Raw genomic sequence first — 21667 nt, forward strand, 5'->3', positions numbered from 1 at the left:
ATCAATTAAGTGGGGATGGGCAATAATTTTGCTTCGGGCAGTCCTGCCTCTTTGAGTTGCTCTGCAGTAATTCCCCCAAATTCTAAAGAAATGATGGCTTTGGTATTAAATTTGGATTCCATATCTTTTGCCAAATCACTGATATCTTTAGCAGAATAGATTTCCTTTGAATCTTTGAGGAAAATTCTGTCTCCTTTTTCCATCTCTTTTCCATTGAATTTACCTTGAAGGAAACTGGTGATGGAAGGTAATTCTTTTCTATCAATATTGTTGTGGAAATAACAAATTCCTTTAACTGATTCATAGTCATAAGCAGTACCTTTTCTATACATGAAAACTCCGATAAAGATGGCCTCCACTTCTGGTTCTCTTACACATTTAATCTCCCAATTCAACAAATTACTTTCATCATAAGAATAACCACTCAACTCTTCAGGTGAGATCTTCCAATATCGCATTCTGCCTTTTGCCATTATGTACTATTGTAAATTATGCTGATATAAATTCCAATGCTGTAAGACCCACAAAATCTTGGATGTTTTAATAGTAGATCAAGGCATTATTTATGTGAGCAACAGAATCACTGTCGTGATGAATCCTGTAAATACAGAAAAACTTCGAAGTATTCAAGCAAAGATGATAAAGAATACGCCCTCATCTGTAAGCTTTTCACATGTACTCAACTTGGTTGTAACTGAAGGACTCAAGACATTTAAAATTTGATCAAAAAATGATTATTGTCCTGGATTAACTCTATTTCTAATAATATGGAATTTCAGAAAAAAACCCATTACATCAAATTCCAATAAATGATTATCCAAAACTTTTTGATTATGTTTTAACTGCTGATGGTTTGATCTATTTTCCTTCTTTGAAAAGAAATTACATTATGGGCAAAGATTTGACTCTGGATGAATACAATAAATTAAGATTATTGTATGTGTATTATGCAACAGCTAACAGAAATTCTGATGAAGTATATTCATGGCAAGATGTTTGTATGACACTAGATGAAAAAGGCATCGTTGAAAAAGATACGTATTAATCAAAAGAAAATTTGAAAAATAAATCATTAATTGTTATCCATCCTCAATATCATGACGGTCTTTACAGAAATATACTGAATACGTTAAAGAAAATTCTGATTCAAAGTAACCGATTCTGGGCTGGTTATATCTGCAACAATACAAGTCCTCAGAACCGGATACCTGACAAATCTCTCAAAATAAGTATAAAAGCATAAATTTTTTCGGAAGATAGATTAACCACAAATTTATTTTGCAAATTATTAATGGCAATTTTTAATGTTCATGTTACTATTGAAAACAAACCAGGGATAAGTGACCCTGAAGGCGATACAATTCTCAATGATTTGGTTCTCAAAGGAACTCAAAAATCTGTATCTAAAATAAAAACAGCAAAGATGTTAAAATTCACAATTAAAGAAAAAGATAAAAAATCTGCTCAATCAAAGGTAAAAGAGATTTGTGATGAATTACGAATTTACAATCCTATGGTTAGCAAAGTAACCATTGATGTTTTTGCTGATTAGATTTCCGGCAATGCTGTTTTTTTTAAGAATATTTTCTGAAAATTTACTTTATAAAATTTCTAAGTAAAAACACTCTTTTGTCTAATTTGTGATGATGTAACCTTGATTTGTTATTTTGATATGGATCTGTTTTGTCCAACTATATGATTACACATTCAATTTTGTCGGAGTTAGTTTATTGCGATCAAGTATTGTTAACGTGAGATTTTCCCTCGTCTCAATTCAAATTAAATATCTCTGAATATGAAAACAAATGTGAAAATTGGAGTTGTAGTTTTTCCAGGTAGTAATTGCGATCGAGATATGTATCATGTTCTAACTGATGTGTTTGATCTTGACGCACAATATTATTGGCATGAAAAACCTCTCCCAAAAAACATTGATGCTGTAATTCTTCCGGGTGGATTCTCATATGGGGATAGACTTAGGGCAGGAGTAATTGCAGCTCATAGTCCTATTATTGAAGATGTTCGAAAATTAGCTGAAAAAGGAATTCCAATTTTAGGTGTATGTAATGGATTTCAAATTTTAGTAGAGTCTGGATTGTTGCCTGGAGTTTTAATGAAAAATGAATCTCTTAATTTTATGTGTGAGTGGACTAATCTTATAGTTGAAAATAATAAAACTCCATTTACAAATCAGTTTAAACTACATCAAAAAATTCCAATCCCTATTGCTAATGGAGAAGGTCGTTACTATGCAGATAGCGATGTTTTAAAACAATTAAAGAAAAAAAATCAAATTGTTTTTAGATATAGTGAGGTAGTAAATGGCTCTACTGATAGAATCGCTGGAGTATGTAATGAAGATGGAAATGTTGTTGGCATGATGCCTCATCCAGAAAGAGCCGTAGAATCTGTGATTAACCCTATTGACAACAAACCATCTTCATTAATTTTTGAATCACTTTTAGTAAAAATGGGTGTTAGTAATTGAGTTTAGAAACTCATGAACTATCTGAATTAAAATCTAAAATTGGCAGGAACCCAACCTCAACTGAATTACAAATTGTATCTGCGGAATGGTCCGAACACTGTTCTTACAAATCATCAAAAAAACATCTCAAAATGTTGCCTATGACTGGACCTCTAGTAATTAATGAAAAAGGATATGATTCTGGTGTCTTAGATGTTGGCGGAGGTTATGTTGTAACTGCTCATATTGAAAGTCATAATCACCCATCGGCTGTTGAACCCTTTGGCGGAGCTGCAACTGGTGTGGGTGGTGTGATTAGAGATATTTTGTCTGCTGGAACACGACCTATTGCAATCTTTGATGGATTACGATTTGGCAATATTGAAAAGGATCAACAAGCAAGATGGTTATTCAAAAATGCTGTAAACGGTGTTGCAGCTTATGGAAATTGTTTAGGTATTCCTACGATTGGGGGGGAAGTTGAATTTGATGACTGTTATCAAAACTATGCACTAGTTGATGTTGCTGCAATAGGATTTGGAAAAAAAGAAAATTTGATAAAAAATCACGCAAACAAAGGTGATCTGGTTGTATTACTAGGAGGCTCTACTGGTAGAGATGGAATTGGTGGTTCTCAATTTGCCTCTGATTCTTTAGAATCTGAGGATCGTTCTGCAGTGCAAATCCCTGACCCCTTCATTGAGAAATTAATCATAGAAGCAGTTTTGGAGGCTAGAAATGAGAAATTAATTCATGCCATGAAAGATCTTGGTGGTGGTGGGCTCTCCTGTGCAATTTCAGAGACAGCTGACGCATTAGATATTGGAATAGAGATGGATGTTCAAAAAGTTCATACTCGTGAATCTGATATGCATCCTGATGAAATCATGGTTTCTGAATCTCAAGAAAGAATGCTAATTGTTACCGATAAAATAAAATTAAAAAAACTTGAGACCATATGTAAAAAATTCCATATTGAATGTTCTGTCATTGGTCATGTTACATCTGATAATCAAATGCATGTAAAAAAAGGCAAAAAGACATTTGCTAATTTACCTACTGATGTTGTTGCTAATGCCACCTTACTTGATCTTCCCTCAAAAAAACCTGAATATCTGAAAACTATTGAGGATGAAAAAAAACTCAAAGAAATTTCTAATTATTCAAAAATACTGATGAAGTTACTATCTTCACCAAATATTGCAAGTAAGATGTGGGTTTATGGTCAATATGATCACGAAGTCGGAATTAGAACTGTTGTGAAACCTGGTGGGGATGCATCTGTTTTAAGATTGGATAATGGAAAATTTCTTTCAGCAAAGATTGATGGGAATCCCAAACAATGTTACATAAATCCAAGAGAAGGTGCAATTGGCTGCTTTGAGGAGGCTTGTAGAAATGTTGTGTGTACCGGAGCAAAACCAATTGGAATGCTTGATCACCTTCAATTTGGAAACCCAAAAGATCCTGAAATCTTTTGGACATTTTTAGAATCATTAAAAGGATTGACTGATTTTGCTAAATATTTTGAGATCCCATGTGTTGGTGGGAAAGTTAGTCTATACAATGAAACTCCCGCAGGACCAATAAAACCAACTCCTGTAATTGGTGTTTTGGGGCTAATTGAGAAAACACCTCTAATCCCTCAAAAAATATCTGATAATGATTACCTTGTAATTATTGGAGATACTAAGGATGAGATGGGTGGCTCTGAATATTTTGAATATATTCACAAATTCATCGGAGGAAAATGCCCTGTTGTTAGTTTTTCAGAATCAAAGAAAAACATGAAATCTGTTTTAGATGTAATTGACAATGGTCTCTTAAAATCTGCTCATGACTGCTCAAAGGGGGGACTGGCAATTGCCGTGTCAGAATTATGTATGAAAAACATGATCGGATGCAAAATATCTTTAGAAAAAGTACCTGGAGAAAAATTGGATATTGATAGAATTCTTTTTTCTGAAAGTCATTCTCGATATCTGCTATCTCTTGATATGAAAAATCTGAAAAAATTAGAAGATTTGCTAAGAAAGAACAACATTTCATTCAAAGTAATAGGTCAATTTGGAGGAAACCAAATTCAATTTGTAAAAGGAACAAAAACAATCATAGATCTAAGAGTTGATAAAGCACAAAAAACTTGGTTAAATTCGTTAGGAGACTTGGTACTTCATGGTTAAGGAAAATTGTGGCGTTGTTGGAATCTTTAGTCTTAGTGGAACTAATGTGGTTCCTATGGTAATTGACGCATTAAGGGCCCTTCAACATAGAGGACAAGAAGCTTGGGGTCTAGCAATTCCAAATAAACCTCCTCTAAAGAAATTAGGATTGGTTTCTGCTGCATCATCTGAATTTAAAAAAATAACTCAGGAATATGCATCTCCTGCAGTTATTGGTCATGTTCGATATTCTACAATGGGTAGGAGTTCATTAGAAAATGCACAACCACTCAAAGTAAAAGATCTTTGTATTGCACACAATGGAACAATTGCAAATGTGCAAGAACTATCTAATCTAGTAGGTGGGTGTTCATTCACTCCACAAAATGCAAGTGATACTCTAGTTGCTGCTCAAAGACTAGTTGCATTAATTTCAGAGAATGGTCAAATGGGAAAAGCACTTTCAATTCTCAAAAATGAAATGGTTGGTTCTTATTGTTTTACATTTATCTCTGATGATAACTCTGTTTATGCAGCTCGTGATCCTAAGGGATTTCGTCCAATGGTTCTAGGTTACAAAGAATCGGATAATACTTACATTGTAGCATCAGAATCTTCTGCAGTATCTGCAGTTGGTGCAAAATTAGAACGAAATGTAAATCCTGGCGAATTAATAAAATTAAGTAAAAATGGTTTAGAAACTGAACGTTTCTCTGATGATCCAGAACGTGCGCATTGTTCTTTTGAATTCACTTACTTTGCACACCCATCCAGTAACATGGAAGGAACTAACATCTATGTTGCAAGAAAGAATATTGGGAGATTTTTGGCAAAGAAATTTCCAATTAAAGATGCCGATTTAGTAATTCCTGTGCCTGATTCTGCAAGACCTGCTGCGTTGGGATATGCCCAAGAACTTGGTGTTTCTTTTGATGAAGGTCTTCTAAAGGATAGATATAGCAAGAAAGGTCCTTTACGAAGTTTCATTGAACCTCATCAATCTGACAGAATAGAAATTAACCGATGGATTATTCCTATAAGGGAAATAATTGAAGGCAAACACGTTGTTGTAATTGATGATAGTTTGGTTAGAGGAACTAGCTCCAAAGCAATTATCAAAGCATTGCGAAGAGCAGGGGCTAGAAAAATTAGTATGGTGATAACTTACCCTCCAATTAAATTCCCATGTTATGCTGGAATTGATTTTCCTTCCCAAGAAGAACTTGCAACATTTTCCAATGGCAAAGAAATGAATCAAGAAGAAACCACAGAAATGGTTCGCCAAAGTATTGGTGCTGACTTTTTAGGATACAATGATGCTGAAAATCTTGCAGCTGCTGTTGGAATTCCAAAAGACTCTATGTGCTTTACTTGTTCTTCAGGAAATTATGAATCACTTGGTATAACTCCTGAGTTTAGAACTAGAGAAGAAATGAAAGGAGAATAGGGTATTTTTTTAAATATGGTGAATCGATTAGAATATCATGCAAGCAATATGGAATGATGTGGTAATTGCTGAAAGTGATGATACTGTAGTAGTTGAAGGAAATCATTACTTTCCAATTGAATCTATAAAAAAAGAATATTTTGAAAAGACTGATTTTACATCTTTTTGTGGGTGGAAAGGAATGGCCAATTATTATTCTGTTTCAATACATGGTAAAACCAACAAGGATTGCGCATGGTATTATGAAGAACCAAATGATGCTGCCAAAAAAATTAAAGGAATGGTGGCTTTTTGGAATGGCGTTAAAGTACAATAAATATTCCTAGAAATCAAATAATTAACAAATTAAATTTTTGAGTATGTTATTTGATTATTCTTATTTATTAGAAAATTAATTCATTATTGATGAAACAGTACCTGCAATTATTTTTTTAGGTGTTGGTGCCATAGTAATCATGACAGTAATTTTTGGTATGGATATTTTGAAATTATCTGTATCTACTCAGGATTATGCTATTTTTGTTGATCCGATATTAGATAAACAAAGTCTTTTTGTAATGGGACGTATAACTATCCAAAATACTGGTTACCAACCACTTACCAATGTTCATGTGAATTTTGGTGCAGGGGATACATTGGAATTGGGCACCATTGATGCTGGAGAAAAAGTTATTGTTTCTCCACCTTCTGAGAATCCTATGGAATTTGTAATGATAAGTGCCGATAATGATATTTTTGTAAATAAAGCATACAGAGAAATGCCCAAGATGGTGGGGATGATGGGATCCTAGTTTTTCCTAGCAGTTAAATTCAATTAAATTCAGTAAATGATTGTTTGAAGTTTCTAACTAGTGGAAAAGTAAAGGATCTATATGATGTTGATGAAAACACACTACTCTTCAAGTTCTCTAATAGAGTCTCAGCATATGATGTAAAATTCAAACAAGATATCCCTAGAAAGGGGGAGATATTGTGCAAATTTGCAGAATTTTGGTTCAATGAATTATCTATACCAAATCATTTTGTTAGACGGAAATCTGATACTGAAATTATTGTAAAAAAAATGAAAATGTTACCTATAGAATGTGTTGTGAGAGGTTACTTTTATGGTAGTCTAGTAAGTAGATGGAAAAAAGGTGAGATCATAGTACCTGAAGGAACAAACACTATCTTAGCTGCAAAACTACTTGCACCTCTTTTTGATCCTACTACAAAATCAGAACATGATATTCCAATTAACAAAGAAAAAGCATTGGAGATGAATTTGGTTACTGGGGAACAATACCTATGGTTGGAGAGAACCTCTGTTGAAATTTACAAAAAGATGGCCTTGATTGCAGATAACGCTGGATTCATTTTAGCTGATTTGAAATTAGAGTTTGGAATCTTGGATGGAAAAATTACTTTAGGTGATTCTATTGGTCCTGATGAATATCGTTTATGGCCAAAGGATTCGTATAAAGTTGGAGAAATACAGGAGGCATATGATAAACAACTTTTACGAGATTGGTTAACTGCTCAAGGATATCAAAAACAATTTGATGCTGAACGTGATGCTGGACGTGAACCTATTGCACCTGAAATTCCAAACAACATCATTCAGAAAATGACTGAGCGTTATGTGATAGCATATGAAAAAGTAACTGGAAATGCTCTTTAACGATAAATTGTTGTATAAACTATGGATGCAATAGAAGATAAAAAAGAAATTGAAACATTGCTGAATATTGTGATTAACCAAATACCTTCTTACACCAATATGGTCAACTCTGAACATTGGGATGTTAATTTAGATGATTGTATTTTTGGAATGGTGTATCACTCTTTTGTTGCAAAAGCAACTGAGTATCTAAATAACAAACTTACTGATACTGAGCAAGAAAATAATGCTGAATCCACTTTCAAAATGATGAGTTTGATATCTGAGGTATTCAATGAGCGATTGGCAGATGTCAAACAAGAGATTGTATCTTCACTAAACTCCTAATCTACGCATAGTATCTTTCTTTCAACTCGAATTGCATTTTTCATAATTCATAAAATAATGTCTTAATGGCTATTTTCTGACATTAATATCCTGATTTTCCTATTTTTGATATTTTTCTAAAATTTTAAATCCACTACAATTATTATTCAACCGATGCTATAGCTATTGTACTGGTATCAAAATACTGTTAGTGGCTATGATATATTTTGTAGTGGTAATGGTGCATTTGATAGCGGTCCAATTTTGATTAAAGTAAACAAAAATTGATGCTATTAGACAAAAAAATATGATACACGGATCTTTTAGATCGGATTGGAAGGTAATTTTGTATGTCAACGTTACTAGAAAAGCAAATCAAAGTTAATCGTATTGTTACGACAAGTATTGGACATGCACGTGCAATTGACGACCCTGCACGAGCAAAAATTGTAGAAATTTTATACCATCAAGCATTGTCTGCTGACCAAATTTCAACTGCTCTAAAAAAGACAGGATATAAAAAAGCCTTGACCACTGTGCGCCACCATCTGGAAATTCTAAAAGAATCTGGATTGATTGAAATTGCACGAATTGAAGAGTCTCGCGGTGCCATAACAAAATATTATAGTACATCAACAAAGCTATTAGATTTTCAAACTCCTGAGGATTTTGACTCTACGTATTCAAAAATAATCAACAACACATCCACAAAAATTGAAAAAATACTCAAAGGTCTAACTCCAAAAACAAAATCAAAAGGAAAAAAATCTGAAGACTATTCACAGTACTTAGTAATGGAAATTATGAATAGGGCGATGACAAATGTACTTGAAAAATCTAACAACAAATAGAATTCAATTGATTTTTCATGTTCATGAATCATCAAATGCGATCAAAAATGTATTTGCTGATTATGAAGAATTTCATGAAAAATCAATAGAAAACACGTTAAATTGTGAATGTCATGAATACAACTTTGGATTATTGGTGAAATGAAAAAATGATTGATGAAAAAGTTTTAAATTTATTTTCTAAGAAAAATCTTGTCTTCATTGCAACTGTCATGAAAGATGGCTCTCCTCAAGTCTCTCCTGTCTGGGCCAATTTTCAAAATGGACATGTTCTTGTAAATACTGCAGAGGGTAGATTAAAACACAAAAATGTATTACGTGATCCTCGTGTTGCAGTCTCTGTTGTATCAAAAGATAATCCTCTTGACATGACAACAATTCGTGGAACTGTTGAGGAATTAATTCCAGATTATGAATACGAACATGCAGACAAACTCACACGGCAATACATGGAAAGAGACCATTATCCATTCAAACGTGATGGTGAGAAGAGAATCATCCTAAAAATTAAACCAAACAAAGTTTTTGTTTTGCCTGAATTAAAGATGAACGACTAGCAATTTCAAATGTTTCTAAACTCGAATTTAGAAATATGATATACCAAACATGTAAAATAAGAAAAAAGATAGTATAGACAGCTTAACGTCGACGTTTAGCTGCCTTTCTCTTTGGAGCGGCTCTGCGTTTAGGAGCAGCTTTTCTTTTTGGTGCTGCTTTCCTCTTTACTGCCTTTCTCTTTGGAGCTGCTTTTTTAGCTGCAGTTTTTCTCTTTGGAGCGGCTCTGCGTTTAGCTGCCTTTCTCTTTGGAGCTGCTTTTTTAGCTGCAGTTTTTCTCTTTGGAGCGGCTCTGCGTTTAGCTGCCTTTCTTTTAGGAGCTGCACTGCCAGCGTTTTTCCTTCGAGTTGCTGCTGCCTTTCTCTTACGATCTGCTGCTGCTTTTAGTGCCTCTGCTGCTGCTTTAGCTGCATTCCTCTTTCGAGTTCTTGCTGCTTTTTTAGCTGCTTCGGCTCTTTTGGCTTTGGATACTGCCATAACTTTTTGCAAAAATCATGTGTGTTATATGGTAAAAGTCACACAATATTACACTAACTATAGAAAAATTTGACACAATTCTTGTTCTCCGATCAACAATTTGTTAAACAAACAACTGCTGTATCTACTGTTGATTGATCTTTTTGCGGTCTAATAATTATCTTGTATTTTTTTTCTTCATCATATGGAATGTCAAACTGTGTTGTTCTCTCAATTGGTTTGTTTGGTTCTAGCGTTTCTAAAAACAAATCTTTTGATGAAAACTCTCCAAATACTGCTTCATGTTTTTGATCTTTTTCATCAACAATGTAAAATTGTCCTCCTGAAATGATTGTTTTTTCATTACTGGTATTTTTTGCAATAATTCCTATTTTCACAAATGTATTTTCTGGGGATACTTCTTTACTTCCTTCATGTGTTCCTTCAAAAGTAATGGTGTATTCTACAGGACCTACCATGATTGGCTTTCCTACTATTGCTTCAATGTAGTTTGTGGTATATTGTGTATACATGTAATTTGCAACAACCATTGAAGCTATAATGGCTCCAATCACAATAATTACCCCCATCCCTGCCATGAATTTGCTGAATTTTTTTGGTATATAGTTGAAACGGCAGTACTCTGCAAAAATATCTGCTCAAAAAACCACCCCTATTTTGACCAAATATGAAAAGAAACTTGAAATTATTAACTATGCATTCATATGATTTCTATGAGAAAAATCATCCTATTCATAGCATCAAGCTTGGATGGATATATTGCAAGAAATAATGGTAATGTGGATTGGTTGCCAGTAAACGTATCTTCTGGATATGATGATTTTTACAAATCTGTAGATACCGTAATTATGGGTAAAATAACATACGACCAAGTACTAACATTTGGTACATACCCGTACCAGGATAAGAAATCATATATATTTACTCAAAATAGTGATCAAAAAAAAGATGATAATGTCCTGTTTGTAAGTGATGTTGAAAAATTGGTAAAAGATCTTATTTCTACTTCTGGAAAGGATATTTGGTTGGTTGGTGGCTCAAAAATAATTTCCACTTTTATGAATCTTGGATTTGTGGATGAAATAATTATAACTATAATTCCTGTCTTTCTCGGTAATGGTATTCAGTTATTCAAGGACATACAAAAAGAAATAAAATTTGAGTTGGTTAAAACAACGGGTTATGGTACTTTGGTTGAATTACATTACAAAACTTTGAAATAAATTCTTCAATCCATTTGACCATTTTTTTATTGAACTGCATTTTTTTAATGACTTTTTAGGGGGTTTAGCTTTTACGCTTGACAATAAAACTTGGGGCATCAATAGATGGTAGATCTTGGTGGTTTTGTGGTTGCATTTCATATTCAGGCACAAGTGTTACACCCCCCCTCCAAATGCCTGTTTTTGGAAAAATCATCTTGTGAGTAAATACACAATTTTTTAGGGGGGGTTTAACGCCTAGGCTTGTTTTGATAAAATCTATTATTTTAGAATATTATCAGTAATCTGTGTTACCCAATCAAATATTTGAAAAAAAAGAATTGACGATAATTCTCTAAACTCATCAAAGATATTATTTGTGGATGCAAATGTGTGATTGATTACTGATTCATCAATCTGTAATTCTATTTTTCTCATCATTTTACTTGTTCAAAATTTGATTTTATGGTATGTGTGCATTTTTGAACACACATTTTATGTCTGATAAGGGGGGTTTATCCCCCAAAAGAGGCATTACACTTACCTACACTTCAAATTGTTTCAATTCTTTTTGAACTGTTTTCACAATGAAATGTATGGCTAGTGCAATCCCCATTACTTTGAAAAAATTACTCATGGTGGTTGACCTTCTGTTTTTTCGTATACTTCTAGAATCTCTCCTATGATTTCAAATATGTTCAATTTTGGATAACCTCCAATCTTGATGTTGTATTTTCTAGTCTGAGTCTATTGACATTGATGCTGACATTGATCTCATAATTCTTTGCGGTGTGTTTGAATAATATGTTGAAAATACTCATTTTATAACCACCATTACTGTTGCAATTGCTGTCAAAATGAATACTTTATTCTTTGAAGCCTTGAATTTCAAAATCTGGTTTTCTAAAAAATTTCCTTTTGAACTCTGTCTTTTTGTATTTTTTTTTGGAAAAATTGTTGTTTTCATACCATATGCTGGTGAATTTTAGATATAAGACCCGCGTAGAACTGATAAATCATCTATTTTTTAAAAAGTCTTTAACAGAAATCTCGACGTCTTTTCATGTTTTTCAGATACGCTCTCTATTGCATCAAAAACTGTTTGCTGATTAATATTTTCTTTGTCGTCAAGAACAACATATACTCCAATTTTCTGTTTTCCATCTTCTGTAATGTTCTTGTTTATTGCTTGAATTGAGTGACAATAATCTGTAACTTTTTTTTCAAAATTTTCTTTTTCTTGTTGATTAAATCCCAAATATCTTACAATTTGGTTATTTTTCATTATAACTTTGGCGCCTATTACTAGAATGCCTGGTTGTCCTTTTGGTTCAAATATTTCTATTGGGATGCCTGTTTGACCTGCATGCTTTACTAAAATCTGAAAAGAATTCTCTGGATTTTTTATTTCTTCAAATGAAAGTCCTTCGTGGATTAACCATCTTTCAACACTATCTCTTAATCTTAATGCACTCATGTAAAACAATCAAAACTAGTTCTATATGATTCTAAATTTGTTAGGTGACTACTATAGAATAACTATGTTTCTAAATTCGAATTTAGAAATATTTTAAATTGCCTCATGTAAAACAATGTTATCTTTACTTAGACATTGACATTGAATCCGGAATCTATGCCTGGAAATGTTGCAGCTACCAAAATATTGAATATGATTCCAATTATCATTAAAACAATTCCAAGATACAAACAATTTTTTGCTTTACGAGGATCATCGTGACGTAAAATAAAGAATGCGACAATCCCGCCGATAATTCCTAAAAAAACAGGTAACAAAAACCAAACATTACTTCTTGGTTTTTCTGTATGTTCCATGCTTTATCCAATTATTTTGCAGTTATTGATTTTTTCTGTAACTGTGTAATCTCTATCTCAACTGTTTCAAGCGGGTCTTCCACTTGGTTGCGTCTAATTGAAAACATTTTGGGTTTTTCAAAGTCATCAGTACAATCGGGACACGCATAAACTAAAACTCTGTGTTCATTTGGTGCTTTTGGATTAGATAATCTTGGGTAATACACTAGTCTGGCGCCACAATCAACACAATATCTGTTGGCCCTTCTAGTTCTGACCAATGTAAACCTCCTGCATTATTCTAGATATGCGATCATCTATTAGATCTATGTTGTCTAATTGTCTAAACTAATTACTATCAACCGATCAATATTTCTAAATTCGAATTTAGAAATATATTCTATTTAGTTCTTAGAAACGTAAAAAATAATGTTTCAGAACTCGAGTTTAGAAATAATAACGCGCCTCCCACCAGACTTGAACTGGTGACCAACCGGTTAACAGCCGGTTGCTCTACCACGCTGAGCTAGGGAGGCACAAGTTTAGACCTTGGCAAAAGTGATTTAATCTTTCCGACTATGAATTTTAGAGCAAAATATGTTGGAAAACTTAATTGAATTTGGAAAAAAATTCTTTGATTTCTTTTGCATGACTTTCAACTAACTCAATAATTTCTAGATGCTCATCTGCTGTTGGCTCTCTTTGGTGTACAATTTGAAATGCGCTAAGTGCTGACCCTACCATCTCTCCTACAAAAAAACCACACAAAAAATCCCCAATGTTTTCACAATCCCATGTTTCTCCAACCCTGGGAGATGCACCAGCTGCTTTGTATAATTCGAGTGTCTGGGTTATCAAATCAGTTGTTTGCTTAAGAAATTCAGGATCAAGAGTCATTAGAAAAACTTAGGATTTTATTTTTCTATGCCTTTGTTTTTCTCAAATGCGTATATGCCATCAAGGAAAACTCTGTGGTCTTTATTTTTCACTTTACTTTTAAGTTCAATATTGGCTGCAGTTTGAGTAATGTCTGTCCATACTTCTCCAGTTAAAATCACATCTTCTCCTTTAGGAATCACTTTGGTGTTTCCTACACTTTTTGTGACTCTTGGTGCTCTTTCTCCTTGAAAATTTTCAATTAGAATTTTTTTCCCTTCTACTTTTACTGTGATTGGAAAGTGTGAATAAACAATTTTCATTTTAATTGTATAGCCTTCAACCAATCCTTCACAAATATTTCTGATGATGGACCTTGCGGTGTGTAAAATTGCATAGTCTTTTTTTCTACTTCCTATTGCATTTAGGATTACTTTGTTTTCTGCAATCTCTATGTTCACTGGGATGGTTCTAAAACTCTTGTGGGTTTTACCCAGAGGTCCTACAAAAGATAACATGTGTTTGTTTAGTGTAAGTTTGACTCCTTCAGGGATGATTACCTCATCCTGAAATTTCTCCATTTGCTTAGTAGACATACCCTATCAAAAATCCTCCAATTCCTTTCTCTGATGCATCATGATGTGACATGACTCCTTGGTTTGTTGTAACTAACAACATTCCTCTATCATATGCGGGCAAATATTGTTGCTCCCAATTATTATATTCGTCATTTTTTACTTTAAATCTTGGTGAGATTGCACCACATTTTGTAATTTTTGCCAATAATTTAATTTTGAATTTGCCTCCTCTTTTATCGTCAATATGTTCGAATTCTCCAATATATCCGTCTTTTTGAAGTGTTTTTAGAACTTCAATTCCTAATTTTGATGTTGGGAGAATTACGCAGTCTCCTTTTCTTCTTGCTTCATTATTGTATAGTGTGACGAATAGATTTGCTAAAATGTTAGTTGCTGGCATATTGTATCACTTATTTTTCCTGAACCCTAAAGATGTTGCGACTTCTCTGAAGCATCGTCTACATAACATTAAATCGTATTTTTGAATAACAGCTGTATAATCTCCGCATCTTTTACACCATCGTGAACCTCTTCCAAAGTCGTGTTTTTTTCTACCCGTTGCTTCGTATGATCTGTCTTTTGCCATTATGCTATTGACACTCCAAATTCTTTTACTAGATAATCCTTTGCTTCTTGATTGCTGATAATGTGTTTTTTTCCAACACTTGCTTTGTGTTTACTTCTATTTCGAATTCCATATCCTGGTCTAGTAAGTGTAATTGAAATTCCTAGACCTAAAATTCCTATCTGTGGATCATACTTTACTCCTGGGATGTCTATGTGTTCTTTAATCCCAAATGAATAATTTCCAAAATTATCAAATGATTTCCCATTAACTACATTACCTTTTGCTTCTAACAATCTTTTTAGTAATTCTTTTGCGTCATTACCTCGAATTGTTACTGCTACGCCAATTGGTTCTCCTTTTCTAACTCCCCAATCTCTTTGAGTTTCTTTTGCAGCTCTTGATGATGATTTTTTTCCAGATATTTGATCAAGTGCTTTTTTAGCAATGTTGATTATGTCTCCTGATTTTCCAACCCCCATGTTGAGGACTACTTTCTCAAGAGAGATTTTTTTCATTATTGGTTCTGTTGTTTGAGACATATGATCACTTTATTTGAATAATTGGTTCTCCTTTGCCAATTGACATAATAATGTCTGCCGGAATCTCGATTTTTCTGTCTTCTAGTGCTAGGATAACTCTTTTTGGAAGAATGAATGTGCCTTCTTCTATAGTTTCAATCTTCCCTACTTTCCCTGTGTTATTTCCACGTGTTACTAATCCATGACTGCCTACTTCTAATTTTATAATTTCAAGAATTTTTACTTCTGGAATTTGAATCAAACATGTATCTCCAACACTTACTTTACTATCTGAAATAATTGAACGTCCATCATGGAAACCTATCTGCGTTTGTCCTTTATTGATTGTAGTTTTACTAGTTACTCTTACTAATTTTTTTGATTTCTCTGATTCATTGATCTTGATTGGTTGTAACAATCTTTCTTCAGTTGGAACTAGACGATAAATTTCTGAAACGTTTTCTAATTCTACCACATCCATTAATCCTATTGCGTGATGAAGTGATTTTCTAACAATTCCGTCTACTTTTACCTTTCCAGAATAAATTGAACTTTTTGCCTCCCTAAGACTGGTGACAATATTTAACATATCTCTTAGAAATACTGCTGATGGTACTGCATGACTTTTTTTATGTGGACCTGGTTTCACAGTAATTACAAATCGCTTGTTTTTTCTGTTAATTCCCCAGAATTGTGGGGCCATTTGTCGTTTGAGTTTTTTACTGCCTGCTATGCTTACCATTAATTCTCATCTTCCTTTTTTTCAATTTTTTCTTCTACTTTTGTTTCTTTAGGCTCTTCTTTTGTAGGTGTTTCTTTTACTGGGGTTTCTTTAGGTTGTTTACTTGGATTCTTACCCTCAAGTTTTGAAATTCTCCACTTGTCATTAGTACTAAGTGAAGTTACTAACAGATTGGATGTGTGGATGTAAACATCGAACTTATCCCCTTTTGTTTTTTCTTTTTTTACACCTTCAATTGCAACACTACTTTTTTGAGTAGATATTTTGGATATTTTTCCTTCAACACCTTTGAATTCTCCTCTGAGTATTGTTACACTGTCTCCTTCAATAGCGCGAACACTTCTCTTTCCATATTTTTTACGAAGATCTTTTGATAATGAGCTTCCAAGTTGTTTACTTCTAGTTTGGAATGTTGCACGAAAAATCATATTGTTGCGCATTTTTGTTGGTTTCATTTTATTATACCACCATTGATGCCAAGTTAGCTACTCTTGGCCATTTTTCTGAAGCTTCTGCTGCTACTGGTCCTTTGATGTCTGTTCCTTTTGTTTCTCCTTCAGGCGTAATTAATACTGCTGCGTTATCCTCAAAACAAACTCTTACCCCATTTAATCTCCTTACTGCATATTTTTGTCTAACAATAACTGCTCCGTAAACTTGTTTTCTTAATTCTGCTGGACCTTTCTTTACTACCACATTACAAAAATCACCTACTGCTGCAGCAGGAAGTCTTGACACTCTTGTTTTATGTCTTGGAACATTGATGACTTCTAAAATTTTAGCGCCAGAGTTATCTGCACATACAATATTTGCACCGACAGGAATTGAACGAGTAACATATGGTCTAAATTCTTCTACTCCTTTACCTGCTTGCTTTGCCATTATGCTTTAACCTCCACAACAACATATGATACTGATTTTGAAATCGGTCTGCATTCTGCAGTTAAAACATGATTTCCTGTTTCAACATCAATACATTCAGGAACATGTGCGTGAATTGTACTTGTTCCTCTTGCATATCTCTTAAACTTACTAAAGTAAATTGGTGCATCTTTTTGTAGTGTGATAGTTTGTTTTGCTTTACTTCCGGTAACTTTACCATCAAAGAGTTTTCCTCTAATTGATAAATTACCGTGAAATGGGCAATGCTTGTCTGTGCATTGTTCTTTTGGTTCTTTTACTTTTAACCCTATATCTCGTGTCATGCTTTAGCTCCTAATCTATCAAAAGATCTTTTTGCAATTTTTGATCCGTCAACTATGATGTCATTATTATCAATTGAAAATTTCCAACTGTTGGTTGATTTTGCAATTGATTTATCTCCTTTTTCTGTATTTATTGTGAACATTGATTTTGTTTCATTAATGATTCTTCCATTTAATCCTATTACTTGAGGATTGGTAGATTTTACAATTTCTGTATTTAATCCTATGAATTCATGTGATATGATGTTATCTGTAGTGATCATTTTTCTTTTTTCATCTCGTTTATTCTTGTTAGCATTCTTGCAATGTCATGACGTAGTGGTTTTAATTTCCCGCTTTCTTTTCTTAATGTGCCTTTAGAAGCATCAACTCTAAGTTTTGCAAGTTCACTACGTGTTTCTTGAATTTTACTCTTCAGATCTTTTTCATTTAATTGCTTTATTGTTTTCATACTTATTCGGGTCATTTCAATTGTGCCTCCTCTTCTTCAAGTGTTTCAAGCTCTTTCATTTTTTCTTCCTCAAGTGCAATTTGTTCTGATTCTGTTCTAGCTTTTATTTCGGCTGCTGTTTCGTCTCTCATTTTTCCTGTTCCTTCGTCTTTGACTTGTTTTGTGTTAATTGCTTTTTCAGTTTTCATTTCAAATTCTGGAATTAGTTTAGCTTTATTTGCAATTCTTATTCTAATGCCAATTAGCCCCATGGCTGTTTTCACATGAGCAATATCTTCTGCAACAATAACTTCTGCATGGTGTCCTGCTCTAGGTAATATTCCTGCTGTGTGTTTTTCAAAAGCAGAACGATCGCCTCTAAGTTTACCTGAAATTGTAATTTGAACTCCCATTGCACCATTTTCCATTATTTGTTTTAATGTCCACATAGTTGCTCTTCTAAATGCAGTTCCCCTTTCAAGATGTGCTGCCATTCTGTTACACATGACACTTGGGGCTAATTCGGGTTTTTCAATTTCTACTACTGAAATTTGTGGATTTTTTAATCCGAAATCTGATGCAAGTTTATCTGTAAGTGCTCTGATTCCAGAACCTTTTCTTCCAATAACAATTCCTGGTCTGGTTACATGTAGTGCAACTCTTGTACCTACTGGTGTTTTTGAGATTTCTGCATGTGAAAATCCTGCATCTTTAATTGCTTCTCTAAGATAATCTTTGAGAAGCATCATGTTATAGTTATCTTTAATTACATTTTTGACTGCTGACATATCTAAATCTCCTGTGCCACCAATTCTACGTGAGTTAATACATTGTTTTTGGGAGTTGCTCTTCCCATAGCTCTTGGAATGAATCTTTTTACAATAACTCCTTTGTGAACAGTGGCATTTACAATTCTTAATCTATCTAGATCCATTCCTTTGTATTCTGCATTTGATTCTAAATTATCTAAAACTTTAATGAACTCTTTTGCAGTTTTTTGCGGATAACGTCCTGACATCATTCCAGGATCTGCTTTATGCCCAACTTGATTTTTATATCTTCTAAATGCTACTGCTCTTTTTTTGTTAATTACTGCAAGAAGATAATCTCTTGCTTTTTCAATTGATAGTCCTTTGATAGAAATTGCTACTTCACGTGCATGTTTGTGTGAGATGTCTTTTTCTCTTAATGATGAACGTACATGTTTTGTTGCATCATAATTTTGGAAAGCGTAATCGAATCTACCCATAATAATCACTTTAGTGGTACGTAGAGACTGGATCTTGATGCACCTACACCTGGGGCACCGTGTGAAACTCTCTTGTTTGTTATTACATATTCTCCTAAATAATGTCCAATCATTTCTGTTGTAATGTTTACTGGACGGAATTCTTTTCCTGAAAATACATTTACTGTAATGCCTACCATATATGGTAAAACAATCAAATCTCTGACATGAGTTTTGATAGGGTTTTTCACTTTACCTGCTTTTGCAGATTTGATCTCCTCAATTAATTTCCTTTTTCCATCCGTAATTCCCCTTGTGAGAGATCTTCTTTGTCTAGAATTGAATAATAAGAATAATTTTTCTAAGGACAAACTGTCAAGCTCCTCTTTTGGAATGCCTCTGTATAGAAATTCTTTAACCAATCTTCTTCTCCTCTGTTAATGTACTTCGAGTTTTCTGGTCCATATTATAGCATTCCTATCTTTGTTGCCAAATCTCTTGCTTTTTCAGTATTTTCAAATTGAACAAATGCTTTTTTGCCATAAATTGTTCTTGCAGTGTTAACATTAGTGACATTTTGATTGTAAAGTGCTTTTACAGCTTCAGCAATTTCTGGCTTGCTTGCAGATCTTTCTACGATAAAACAAATTTTACTTTCATTTTCTACCATGGCAAATGTTTTTTCTGTAATGTATGGTTTTAGAATAATTTTATTTGCTTGATCTACATTCATTGTGTTTTCACCATAACCTCTAGATGTGTTGATTTTATTTTTCCAATTTCCTCAATTGCGGATTTGGAATATACTGTTAGCCTTATTGGATCAGAACCTGGTGCTAAATCAAGTACGCTCAAATCTTTAACACTTCTTGCTTCTACTCCTGGTAATGTACCAATTGCTCTTTTGATATTTGAATCATCTTTGGTGACAAACAAAACACTCTTTCCAACTTTTTTACTTCTTCCTCTAAGTCTTGATTGACCAGAACGTGGTTTTCTTGCTTCCAATCTTTTTACATCCTGTGTAAGTTTTAATGCATCTAGGATTTTTGTCATTTCATTTGTTTTTGAAATAGATTCGATTTCATCTGATACGATAATTGGGAATGATTCTATGCCTTCAATTTTGTGTCCTCGTAGACCTATAAGATCTTTTGATGCTGTTGCGGCAATTGCAGAACACAATGCCAATTTGTTTTCTTTTTTGTTTAATTTTTTGTAAATTACTTTACCTACAATTGGTGGATGTGCTTGTCTTCCGCCTCTTGTAGATGCTACTTCTGCACCCTGGCCTTGTCTTCCACCGCCACCACCGGTACTTCTTGCAACACGAGAAACACCTTGACCTGTTGGTGGATCATTGGAATCTGCAACCACATCTTGACCTGCAGATGGATGTCGTCCTTGTGGCTGGAATTTATGAGATGTTAAATTAGTGAAAGCTTTGTGAATTAATTCTCGTCTAAATGGAGTTGAAAATACTAATGGTAGTTCTATCTCTCCATCTTTTGTTCCCGTTGTAGTGTGTACTGCTGTTTTCATTAGATAACTACCTCCAAAATATTTGGTTTGTTGACTTTAGCTGGAACATTTCTGATTTGACTTCTTAGTTTGATTAATCTTCTATATGTTCCTGGAACTGATCCTTTTAGAATAATGAAATCTCCTTTAACAAGTCCAAAGTGCTTGAATCCTCCGTCTGGATTAATTTTAATTTGTTTGTCATCAGCATTACCCATAATCATTATTCGTTTATCGTATTCTATTCTTTGATGAAATCCCATCTGACCTGCTCTTGGAACTGTGTACATGACACTTTGTGGTGAGATTGGACCAAGTGAGCCGACTTCTCTAACTGTCTTTCTTGATTTGTGTTGTTTCTTTTTTACCCCCCATCTTTGAATTACACCTTGCCATCCTTTACCTTTAGTAATTGCTGCAACATCTACACTTGCACCTGTTTCAAATATCTGATCAATTTTGATTTCTTTTCCGAGTAATTCTTTAACGTGTGCAAACTGCTTTGGTATATCTCCGCCACTTACTGAAGCTTCAAAAATGTAAGGTTTTTTCTGTTCTAGTCCTGCAGCTCTAGGTGAGACTGCAACAATTGCAAAGATTTCTTTTATTCTTCGAAGGGATTTCTCTGCATTGTCTAATGCACCTTCTTTGTTTTTTACTGTAATTTCTTTTGAAATGTATTTTGGAATATCATCTGCATAGACATCAAATTCTGCATGCATTCCGTCATGATCTTTTGAATATCCTCTAATGCCTAAAATCAACACTGGTGGTGTAACTAGAACCGTTCCTAGACTAACAAGTTGTTTTCCTGCATTTGGAACTTTTTCTCTATCATCAATACTTACTATCTGAACACATCCAGCTTTGAATCCACAATGGGCTAAAATTTTTGGCTCTTCAGAATTTAATTTTGGCCATGTTCTAATACGGGCCTCCATACTCTTAGCACGTACTCTTGGTGAATATGCAAGACTTCCTCTACGTGGTTGATGGTTTTTTCTAGCGCCCATTGATAAATCGCATCTCGAATTCCCTCTATTAAACCATGTGAGACATCGT

General features: G+C 33.8%; 39 protein-coding genes and 1 tRNA gene. 14 read left to right on the forward strand and 26 right to left on the reverse strand.

The annotated features are described in order from the left end of the window. Window positions 1-5: 5 nt before the first annotated feature. Entirely contained in the window at window positions 6-473 is a 468-nt protein-coding gene (locus ACW9W3_RS03525) for a hypothetical protein (protein ID WP_457764782.1), read from the reverse strand. Between the two features lie 94 nt (window positions 474-567). Here ACW9W3_RS03525 and ACW9W3_RS03530 point away from each other — a divergent pair, with 94 nt between their 5' ends. From ACW9W3_RS03530 to ACW9W3_RS03585, 12 genes are all read left to right on the forward strand, one after another. After that, window positions 568-723 carry a hypothetical protein gene (locus tag ACW9W3_RS03530; RefSeq protein WP_457764783.1) on the forward strand — a complete coding sequence of 52 codons (156 nt, stop codon included), beginning with the start codon at window positions 568-570 and terminating at the stop codon, window positions 721-723. Window positions 724-853: 130 nt separating this feature from the next. Further along, entirely contained in the window at window positions 854-1045 is a 192-nt protein-coding gene (locus ACW9W3_RS03535) for a hypothetical protein (RefSeq protein WP_457764784.1), read from the forward strand. 246 nt (window positions 1046-1291) lie between these two features. Then, window positions 1292-1552 carry a phosphoribosylformylglycinamidine synthase subunit PurS gene (purS, locus tag ACW9W3_RS03540; protein ID WP_457764785.1) on the forward strand — a complete coding sequence of 87 codons (261 nt, stop codon included), beginning with the start codon at window positions 1292-1294 and terminating at the stop codon, window positions 1550-1552. A 255-nt stretch (window positions 1553-1807) separates the two neighbouring features. Beyond that, window positions 1808-2488 (forward strand): phosphoribosylformylglycinamidine synthase subunit PurQ, encoded by a 681-nt coding sequence (purQ, locus tag ACW9W3_RS03545; RefSeq protein WP_457764786.1) that lies wholly within the window; start codon window positions 1808-1810, stop codon window positions 2486-2488. Further along, the gene (gene purL, locus ACW9W3_RS03550; RefSeq protein ID WP_457764787.1) at window positions 2485-4650 is read left to right on the forward strand and encodes a phosphoribosylformylglycinamidine synthase subunit PurL; all 2166 of its coding nucleotides are present in this window, start codon (window positions 2485-2487) and stop codon (window positions 4648-4650) included. The genes purQ and purL overlap by 4 nt, the downstream gene beginning before the upstream one ends. Further along, window positions 4643-6076 (forward strand): amidophosphoribosyltransferase, encoded by a 1434-nt coding sequence (gene purF, locus ACW9W3_RS03555; protein WP_457764788.1) that lies wholly within the window; start codon window positions 4643-4645, stop codon window positions 6074-6076. Before purL ends, purF begins: the two co-directional genes overlap by 8 nt. Before the next feature lie 37 nt (window positions 6077-6113). Further along, the gene (locus ACW9W3_RS03560) at window positions 6114-6392 is read left to right on the forward strand and encodes a DUF427 domain-containing protein (protein ID WP_457764789.1); all 279 of its coding nucleotides are present in this window, start codon (window positions 6114-6116) and stop codon (window positions 6390-6392) included. Between the two features lie 139 nt (window positions 6393-6531). Then, complete coding sequence (locus tag ACW9W3_RS03565; protein ID WP_457764790.1) at window positions 6532-6867, forward strand: hypothetical protein; 336 nt, start codon at window positions 6532-6534, stop codon at window positions 6865-6867. Between the two features lie 44 nt (window positions 6868-6911). Beyond that, entirely contained in the window at window positions 6912-7736 is an 825-nt protein-coding gene (purC, locus tag ACW9W3_RS03570; RefSeq protein ID WP_457764791.1) for a phosphoribosylaminoimidazolesuccinocarboxamide synthase, read from the forward strand. A gap of 21 nt (window positions 7737-7757) precedes the next feature. Beyond that, the gene (locus ACW9W3_RS03575; protein WP_457764792.1) at window positions 7758-8063 is read left to right on the forward strand and encodes a hypothetical protein; all 306 of its coding nucleotides are present in this window, start codon (window positions 7758-7760) and stop codon (window positions 8061-8063) included. Between the two features lie 329 nt (window positions 8064-8392). Next, the gene (locus tag ACW9W3_RS03580) at window positions 8393-8893 is read left to right on the forward strand and encodes a winged helix-turn-helix domain-containing protein (RefSeq protein WP_457764793.1); all 501 of its coding nucleotides are present in this window, start codon (window positions 8393-8395) and stop codon (window positions 8891-8893) included. 152 nt (window positions 8894-9045) lie between these two features. After that, complete coding sequence (locus tag ACW9W3_RS03585; RefSeq protein WP_457765015.1) at window positions 9046-9450, forward strand: PPOX class F420-dependent oxidoreductase; 405 nt, start codon at window positions 9046-9048, stop codon at window positions 9448-9450. Window positions 9451-9532: 82 nt separating this feature from the next. Here ACW9W3_RS03585 and ACW9W3_RS03590 read toward each other — a convergent pair whose 3' ends face one another. Further along, window positions 9533-9925, reverse strand: coding sequence for a hypothetical protein (locus ACW9W3_RS03590; protein WP_457764794.1), 393 nt, complete (start codon window positions 9923-9925; stop codon window positions 9533-9535). A 92-nt stretch (window positions 9926-10017) separates the two neighbouring features. Next, window positions 10018-10503 carry a DUF4352 domain-containing protein gene (locus ACW9W3_RS03595; RefSeq protein WP_457764795.1) on the reverse strand — a complete coding sequence of 162 codons (486 nt, stop codon included), beginning with the start codon at window positions 10501-10503 and terminating at the stop codon, window positions 10018-10020. 135 nt (window positions 10504-10638) lie between these two features. On the opposite strand from ACW9W3_RS03595, the gene ACW9W3_RS03600 reads away from it, so the two are divergent. Further along, complete coding sequence (locus ACW9W3_RS03600; protein WP_457764796.1) at window positions 10639-11148, forward strand: dihydrofolate reductase family protein; 510 nt, start codon at window positions 10639-10641, stop codon at window positions 11146-11148. A gap of 77 nt (window positions 11149-11225) precedes the next feature. Beyond that, the gene (locus ACW9W3_RS03605; protein WP_457764797.1) at window positions 11226-11351 is read left to right on the forward strand and encodes a hypothetical protein; all 126 of its coding nucleotides are present in this window, start codon (window positions 11226-11228) and stop codon (window positions 11349-11351) included. Between the two features lie 58 nt (window positions 11352-11409). Here the strand turns inward: ACW9W3_RS03605 and ACW9W3_RS03610 are convergent, their stop codons facing one another. The 23 genes from ACW9W3_RS03610 to ACW9W3_RS03720 form a co-directional block, all read right to left on the reverse strand. After that, on the reverse strand, window positions 11410-11565 hold the full coding sequence (locus ACW9W3_RS03610) for a hypothetical protein (protein ID WP_457764798.1): 156 nt from the start codon (window positions 11563-11565) through the stop codon (window positions 11410-11412). A 379-nt stretch (window positions 11566-11944) separates the two neighbouring features. Continuing rightward, a complete protein-coding gene (locus ACW9W3_RS03615) occupies window positions 11945-12094 on the reverse strand; it encodes a hypothetical protein (protein WP_457764799.1) in 150 nt (49 codons plus the stop codon). Window positions 12095-12154: 60 nt separating this feature from the next. Then, window positions 12155-12604 (reverse strand): DUF2299 family protein, encoded by a 450-nt coding sequence (locus ACW9W3_RS03620; RefSeq protein ID WP_457764800.1) that lies wholly within the window; start codon window positions 12602-12604, stop codon window positions 12155-12157. A gap of 128 nt (window positions 12605-12732) precedes the next feature. After that, entirely contained in the window at window positions 12733-12960 is a 228-nt protein-coding gene (locus tag ACW9W3_RS03625; protein ID WP_457764801.1) for a hypothetical protein, read from the reverse strand. Between the two features lie 11 nt (window positions 12961-12971). Then, window positions 12972-13220: a hypothetical protein gene (locus ACW9W3_RS03630; protein WP_457764802.1), complete on the reverse strand. Its 249-nt coding sequence runs from the start codon at window positions 13218-13220 to the stop codon at window positions 12972-12974. Window positions 13221-13401: 181 nt separating this feature from the next. Further along, window positions 13402-13475: transfer RNA gene (locus ACW9W3_RS03635), tRNA-Asn, on the reverse strand. A 73-nt stretch (window positions 13476-13548) separates the two neighbouring features. Further along, window positions 13549-13836 (reverse strand): hypothetical protein, encoded by a 288-nt coding sequence (locus tag ACW9W3_RS03640; protein WP_048116228.1) that lies wholly within the window; start codon window positions 13834-13836, stop codon window positions 13549-13551. Window positions 13837-13853: 17 nt separating this feature from the next. After that, window positions 13854-14411, reverse strand: coding sequence for a 50S ribosomal protein L6 (gene rplF / locus ACW9W3_RS03645; protein ID WP_457764803.1), 558 nt, complete (start codon window positions 14409-14411; stop codon window positions 13854-13856). After that, window positions 14401-14793 (reverse strand): 30S ribosomal protein S8, encoded by a 393-nt coding sequence (locus tag ACW9W3_RS03650; protein ID WP_457764804.1) that lies wholly within the window; start codon window positions 14791-14793, stop codon window positions 14401-14403. The genes rplF and ACW9W3_RS03650 overlap by 11 nt, the downstream gene beginning before the upstream one ends. Before the next feature lie 6 nt (window positions 14794-14799). Beyond that, window positions 14800-14979, reverse strand: coding sequence for a 30S ribosomal protein S14 (locus tag ACW9W3_RS03655; RefSeq protein ID WP_008300270.1), 180 nt, complete (start codon window positions 14977-14979; stop codon window positions 14800-14802). Beyond that, entirely contained in the window at window positions 14979-15500 is a 522-nt protein-coding gene (locus tag ACW9W3_RS03660; RefSeq protein ID WP_457764805.1) for a 50S ribosomal protein L5, read from the reverse strand. The genes ACW9W3_RS03655 and ACW9W3_RS03660 overlap by 1 nt, the downstream gene beginning before the upstream one ends. 4 nt (window positions 15501-15504) lie before the next feature. Next, the gene (locus ACW9W3_RS03665; protein WP_457764806.1) at window positions 15505-16221 is read right to left on the reverse strand and encodes a 30S ribosomal protein S4e; all 717 of its coding nucleotides are present in this window, start codon (window positions 16219-16221) and stop codon (window positions 15505-15507) included. Beyond that, window positions 16221-16676, reverse strand: coding sequence for a 50S ribosomal protein L24 (rplX, locus tag ACW9W3_RS03670; protein WP_457764807.1), 456 nt, complete (start codon window positions 16674-16676; stop codon window positions 16221-16223). The genes ACW9W3_RS03665 and rplX overlap by 1 nt, the downstream gene beginning before the upstream one ends. A 4-nt stretch (window positions 16677-16680) precedes the next feature. Beyond that, window positions 16681-17103, reverse strand: coding sequence for a 50S ribosomal protein L14 (locus ACW9W3_RS03675; RefSeq protein ID WP_048116222.1), 423 nt, complete (start codon window positions 17101-17103; stop codon window positions 16681-16683). Further along, window positions 17103-17426, reverse strand: a complete 324-nt coding sequence (locus ACW9W3_RS03680) for a 30S ribosomal protein S17 (RefSeq protein WP_048116221.1) — start codon at window positions 17424-17426, stop codon at window positions 17103-17105. Before ACW9W3_RS03680 ends, ACW9W3_RS03675 begins: the two co-directional genes overlap by 1 nt. After that, window positions 17423-17689, reverse strand: a complete 267-nt coding sequence (locus ACW9W3_RS03685; protein WP_457764808.1) for a ribonuclease P protein component 1 — start codon at window positions 17687-17689, stop codon at window positions 17423-17425. The genes ACW9W3_RS03680 and ACW9W3_RS03685 overlap by 4 nt, the downstream gene beginning before the upstream one ends. Then, window positions 17686-17892, reverse strand: a complete 207-nt coding sequence (gene rpmC / locus ACW9W3_RS03690) for a 50S ribosomal protein L29 (protein WP_457764809.1) — start codon at window positions 17890-17892, stop codon at window positions 17686-17688. The genes ACW9W3_RS03685 and rpmC overlap by 4 nt, the downstream gene beginning before the upstream one ends. Then, window positions 17889-18644 carry a 30S ribosomal protein S3 gene (locus tag ACW9W3_RS03695; protein WP_457764810.1) on the reverse strand — a complete coding sequence of 252 codons (756 nt, stop codon included), beginning with the start codon at window positions 18642-18644 and terminating at the stop codon, window positions 17889-17891. The genes rpmC and ACW9W3_RS03695 overlap by 4 nt, the downstream gene beginning before the upstream one ends. A gap of 2 nt (window positions 18645-18646) precedes the next feature. Beyond that, window positions 18647-19105: a 50S ribosomal protein L22 gene (locus ACW9W3_RS03700; RefSeq protein WP_457764811.1), complete on the reverse strand. Its 459-nt coding sequence runs from the start codon at window positions 19103-19105 to the stop codon at window positions 18647-18649. Window positions 19106-19110: 5 nt separating this feature from the next. Then, the gene (locus ACW9W3_RS03705; protein ID WP_457764812.1) at window positions 19111-19506 is read right to left on the reverse strand and encodes a 30S ribosomal protein S19; all 396 of its coding nucleotides are present in this window, start codon (window positions 19504-19506) and stop codon (window positions 19111-19113) included. A 44-nt stretch (window positions 19507-19550) separates the two neighbouring features. Continuing rightward, on the reverse strand, window positions 19551-19817 hold the full coding sequence (locus tag ACW9W3_RS03710; RefSeq protein WP_457764813.1) for a 50S ribosomal protein L23: 267 nt from the start codon (window positions 19815-19817) through the stop codon (window positions 19551-19553). After that, window positions 19814-20626 carry a 50S ribosomal protein L4 gene (gene rplD, locus ACW9W3_RS03715; RefSeq protein ID WP_457764814.1) on the reverse strand — a complete coding sequence of 271 codons (813 nt, stop codon included), beginning with the start codon at window positions 20624-20626 and terminating at the stop codon, window positions 19814-19816. Before rplD ends, ACW9W3_RS03710 begins: the two co-directional genes overlap by 4 nt. After that, window positions 20626-21618: a 50S ribosomal protein L3 gene (locus ACW9W3_RS03720; RefSeq protein WP_457764815.1), complete on the reverse strand. Its 993-nt coding sequence runs from the start codon at window positions 21616-21618 to the stop codon at window positions 20626-20628. The genes rplD and ACW9W3_RS03720 overlap by 1 nt, the downstream gene beginning before the upstream one ends. Between the last annotated feature and the right edge of the window lie 49 nt (window positions 21619-21667).

Source organism: Candidatus Nitrosopumilus sp. bin_68KS, from assembly GCF_054095825.1.

Excerpts from the sequence above, each read along its gene's own strand:
- ACW9W3_RS03525 (WP_457764782.1), bottom strand. The coding sequence starts at position 473 with ATGGCAAAAGGCAGAATGCGATATTGGAAGATCTCACCTGAAGAGTTG.
- purS (WP_457764785.1), top strand. The coding sequence starts at position 1,292 with ATGGCAATTTTTAATGTTCATGTTACTATTGAAAACAAACCAGGGATA.
- purF (WP_457764788.1), top strand. The coding sequence starts at position 4,643 with ATGGTTAAGGAAAATTGTGGCGTTGTTGGAATCTTTAGTCTTAGTGGA.
- ACW9W3_RS03560 (WP_457764789.1), top strand. The coding sequence starts at position 6,114 with ATGCAAGCAATATGGAATGATGTGGTAATTGCTGAAAGTGATGATACT.
- ACW9W3_RS03565 (WP_457764790.1), top strand. The coding sequence starts at position 6,532 with ATGACAGTAATTTTTGGTATGGATATTTTGAAATTATCTGTATCTACT.
- ACW9W3_RS03575 (WP_457764792.1), top strand. The coding sequence starts at position 7,758 with ATGGATGCAATAGAAGATAAAAAAGAAATTGAAACATTGCTGAATATT.
- ACW9W3_RS03580 (WP_457764793.1), top strand. The coding sequence starts at position 8,393 with ATGTCAACGTTACTAGAAAAGCAAATCAAAGTTAATCGTATTGTTACG.
- ACW9W3_RS03590 (WP_457764794.1), bottom strand. The coding sequence starts at position 9,925 with ATGGCAGTATCCAAAGCCAAAAGAGCCGAAGCAGCTAAAAAAGCAGCA.
- ACW9W3_RS03595 (WP_457764795.1), bottom strand. The coding sequence starts at position 10,503 with ATGGCAGGGATGGGGGTAATTATTGTGATTGGAGCCATTATAGCTTCA.
- ACW9W3_RS03600 (WP_457764796.1), top strand. The coding sequence starts at position 10,639 with ATGAGAAAAATCATCCTATTCATAGCATCAAGCTTGGATGGATATATT.
- ACW9W3_RS03610 (WP_457764798.1), bottom strand. The coding sequence starts at position 11,565 with ATGAGAAAAATAGAATTACAGATTGATGAATCAGTAATCAATCACACA.
- ACW9W3_RS03615 (WP_457764799.1), bottom strand. The coding sequence starts at position 12,094 with ATGAAAACAACAATTTTTCCAAAAAAAAATACAAAAAGACAGAGTTCA.
- ACW9W3_RS03620 (WP_457764800.1), bottom strand. The coding sequence starts at position 12,604 with ATGAGTGCATTAAGATTAAGAGATAGTGTTGAAAGATGGTTAATCCAC.
- ACW9W3_RS03625 (WP_457764801.1), bottom strand. The coding sequence starts at position 12,960 with ATGGAACATACAGAAAAACCAAGAAGTAATGTTTGGTTTTTGTTACCT.
- ACW9W3_RS03640 (WP_048116228.1), bottom strand. The coding sequence starts at position 13,836 with ATGACTCTTGATCCTGAATTTCTTAAGCAAACAACTGATTTGATAACC.
- rplF (WP_457764803.1), bottom strand. The coding sequence starts at position 14,411 with ATGTCTACTAAGCAAATGGAGAAATTTCAGGATGAGGTAATCATCCCT.
- ACW9W3_RS03650 (WP_457764804.1), bottom strand. The coding sequence starts at position 14,793 with ATGCCAGCAACTAACATTTTAGCAAATCTATTCGTCACACTATACAAT.
- ACW9W3_RS03655 (WP_008300270.1), bottom strand. The coding sequence starts at position 14,979 with ATGGCAAAAGACAGATCATACGAAGCAACGGGTAGAAAAAAACACGAC.
- ACW9W3_RS03660 (WP_457764805.1), bottom strand. The coding sequence starts at position 15,500 with ATGTCTCAAACAACAGAACCAATAATGAAAAAAATCTCTCTTGAGAAA.
- ACW9W3_RS03665 (WP_457764806.1), bottom strand. The coding sequence starts at position 16,221 with ATGGTAAGCATAGCAGGCAGTAAAAAACTCAAACGACAAATGGCCCCA.
- rplX (WP_457764807.1), bottom strand. The coding sequence starts at position 16,676 with ATGAAACCAACAAAAATGCGCAACAATATGATTTTTCGTGCAACATTC.
- ACW9W3_RS03675 (WP_048116222.1), bottom strand. The coding sequence starts at position 17,103 with ATGGCAAAGCAAGCAGGTAAAGGAGTAGAAGAATTTAGACCATATGTT.
- ACW9W3_RS03680 (WP_048116221.1), bottom strand. The coding sequence starts at position 17,426 with ATGACACGAGATATAGGGTTAAAAGTAAAAGAACCAAAAGAACAATGC.
- ACW9W3_RS03685 (WP_457764808.1), bottom strand. The coding sequence starts at position 17,689 with ATGATCACTACAGATAACATCATATCACATGAATTCATAGGATTAAAT.
- rpmC (WP_457764809.1), bottom strand. The coding sequence starts at position 17,892 with ATGACCCGAATAAGTATGAAAACAATAAAGCAATTAAATGAAAAAGAT.
- ACW9W3_RS03695 (WP_457764810.1), bottom strand. The coding sequence starts at position 18,644 with ATGTCAGCAGTCAAAAATGTAATTAAAGATAACTATAACATGATGCTT.
- ACW9W3_RS03700 (WP_457764811.1), bottom strand. The coding sequence starts at position 19,105 with ATGGGTAGATTCGATTACGCTTTCCAAAATTATGATGCAACAAAACAT.
- ACW9W3_RS03710 (WP_457764813.1), bottom strand. The coding sequence starts at position 19,817 with ATGAATGTAGATCAAGCAAATAAAATTATTCTAAAACCATACATTACA.
- rplD (WP_457764814.1), bottom strand. The coding sequence starts at position 20,626 with ATGAAAACAGCAGTACACACTACAACGGGAACAAAAGATGGAGAGATA.
- ACW9W3_RS03720 (WP_457764815.1), bottom strand. The coding sequence starts at position 21,618 with ATGGGCGCTAGAAAAAACCATCAACCACGTAGAGGAAGTCTTGCATAT.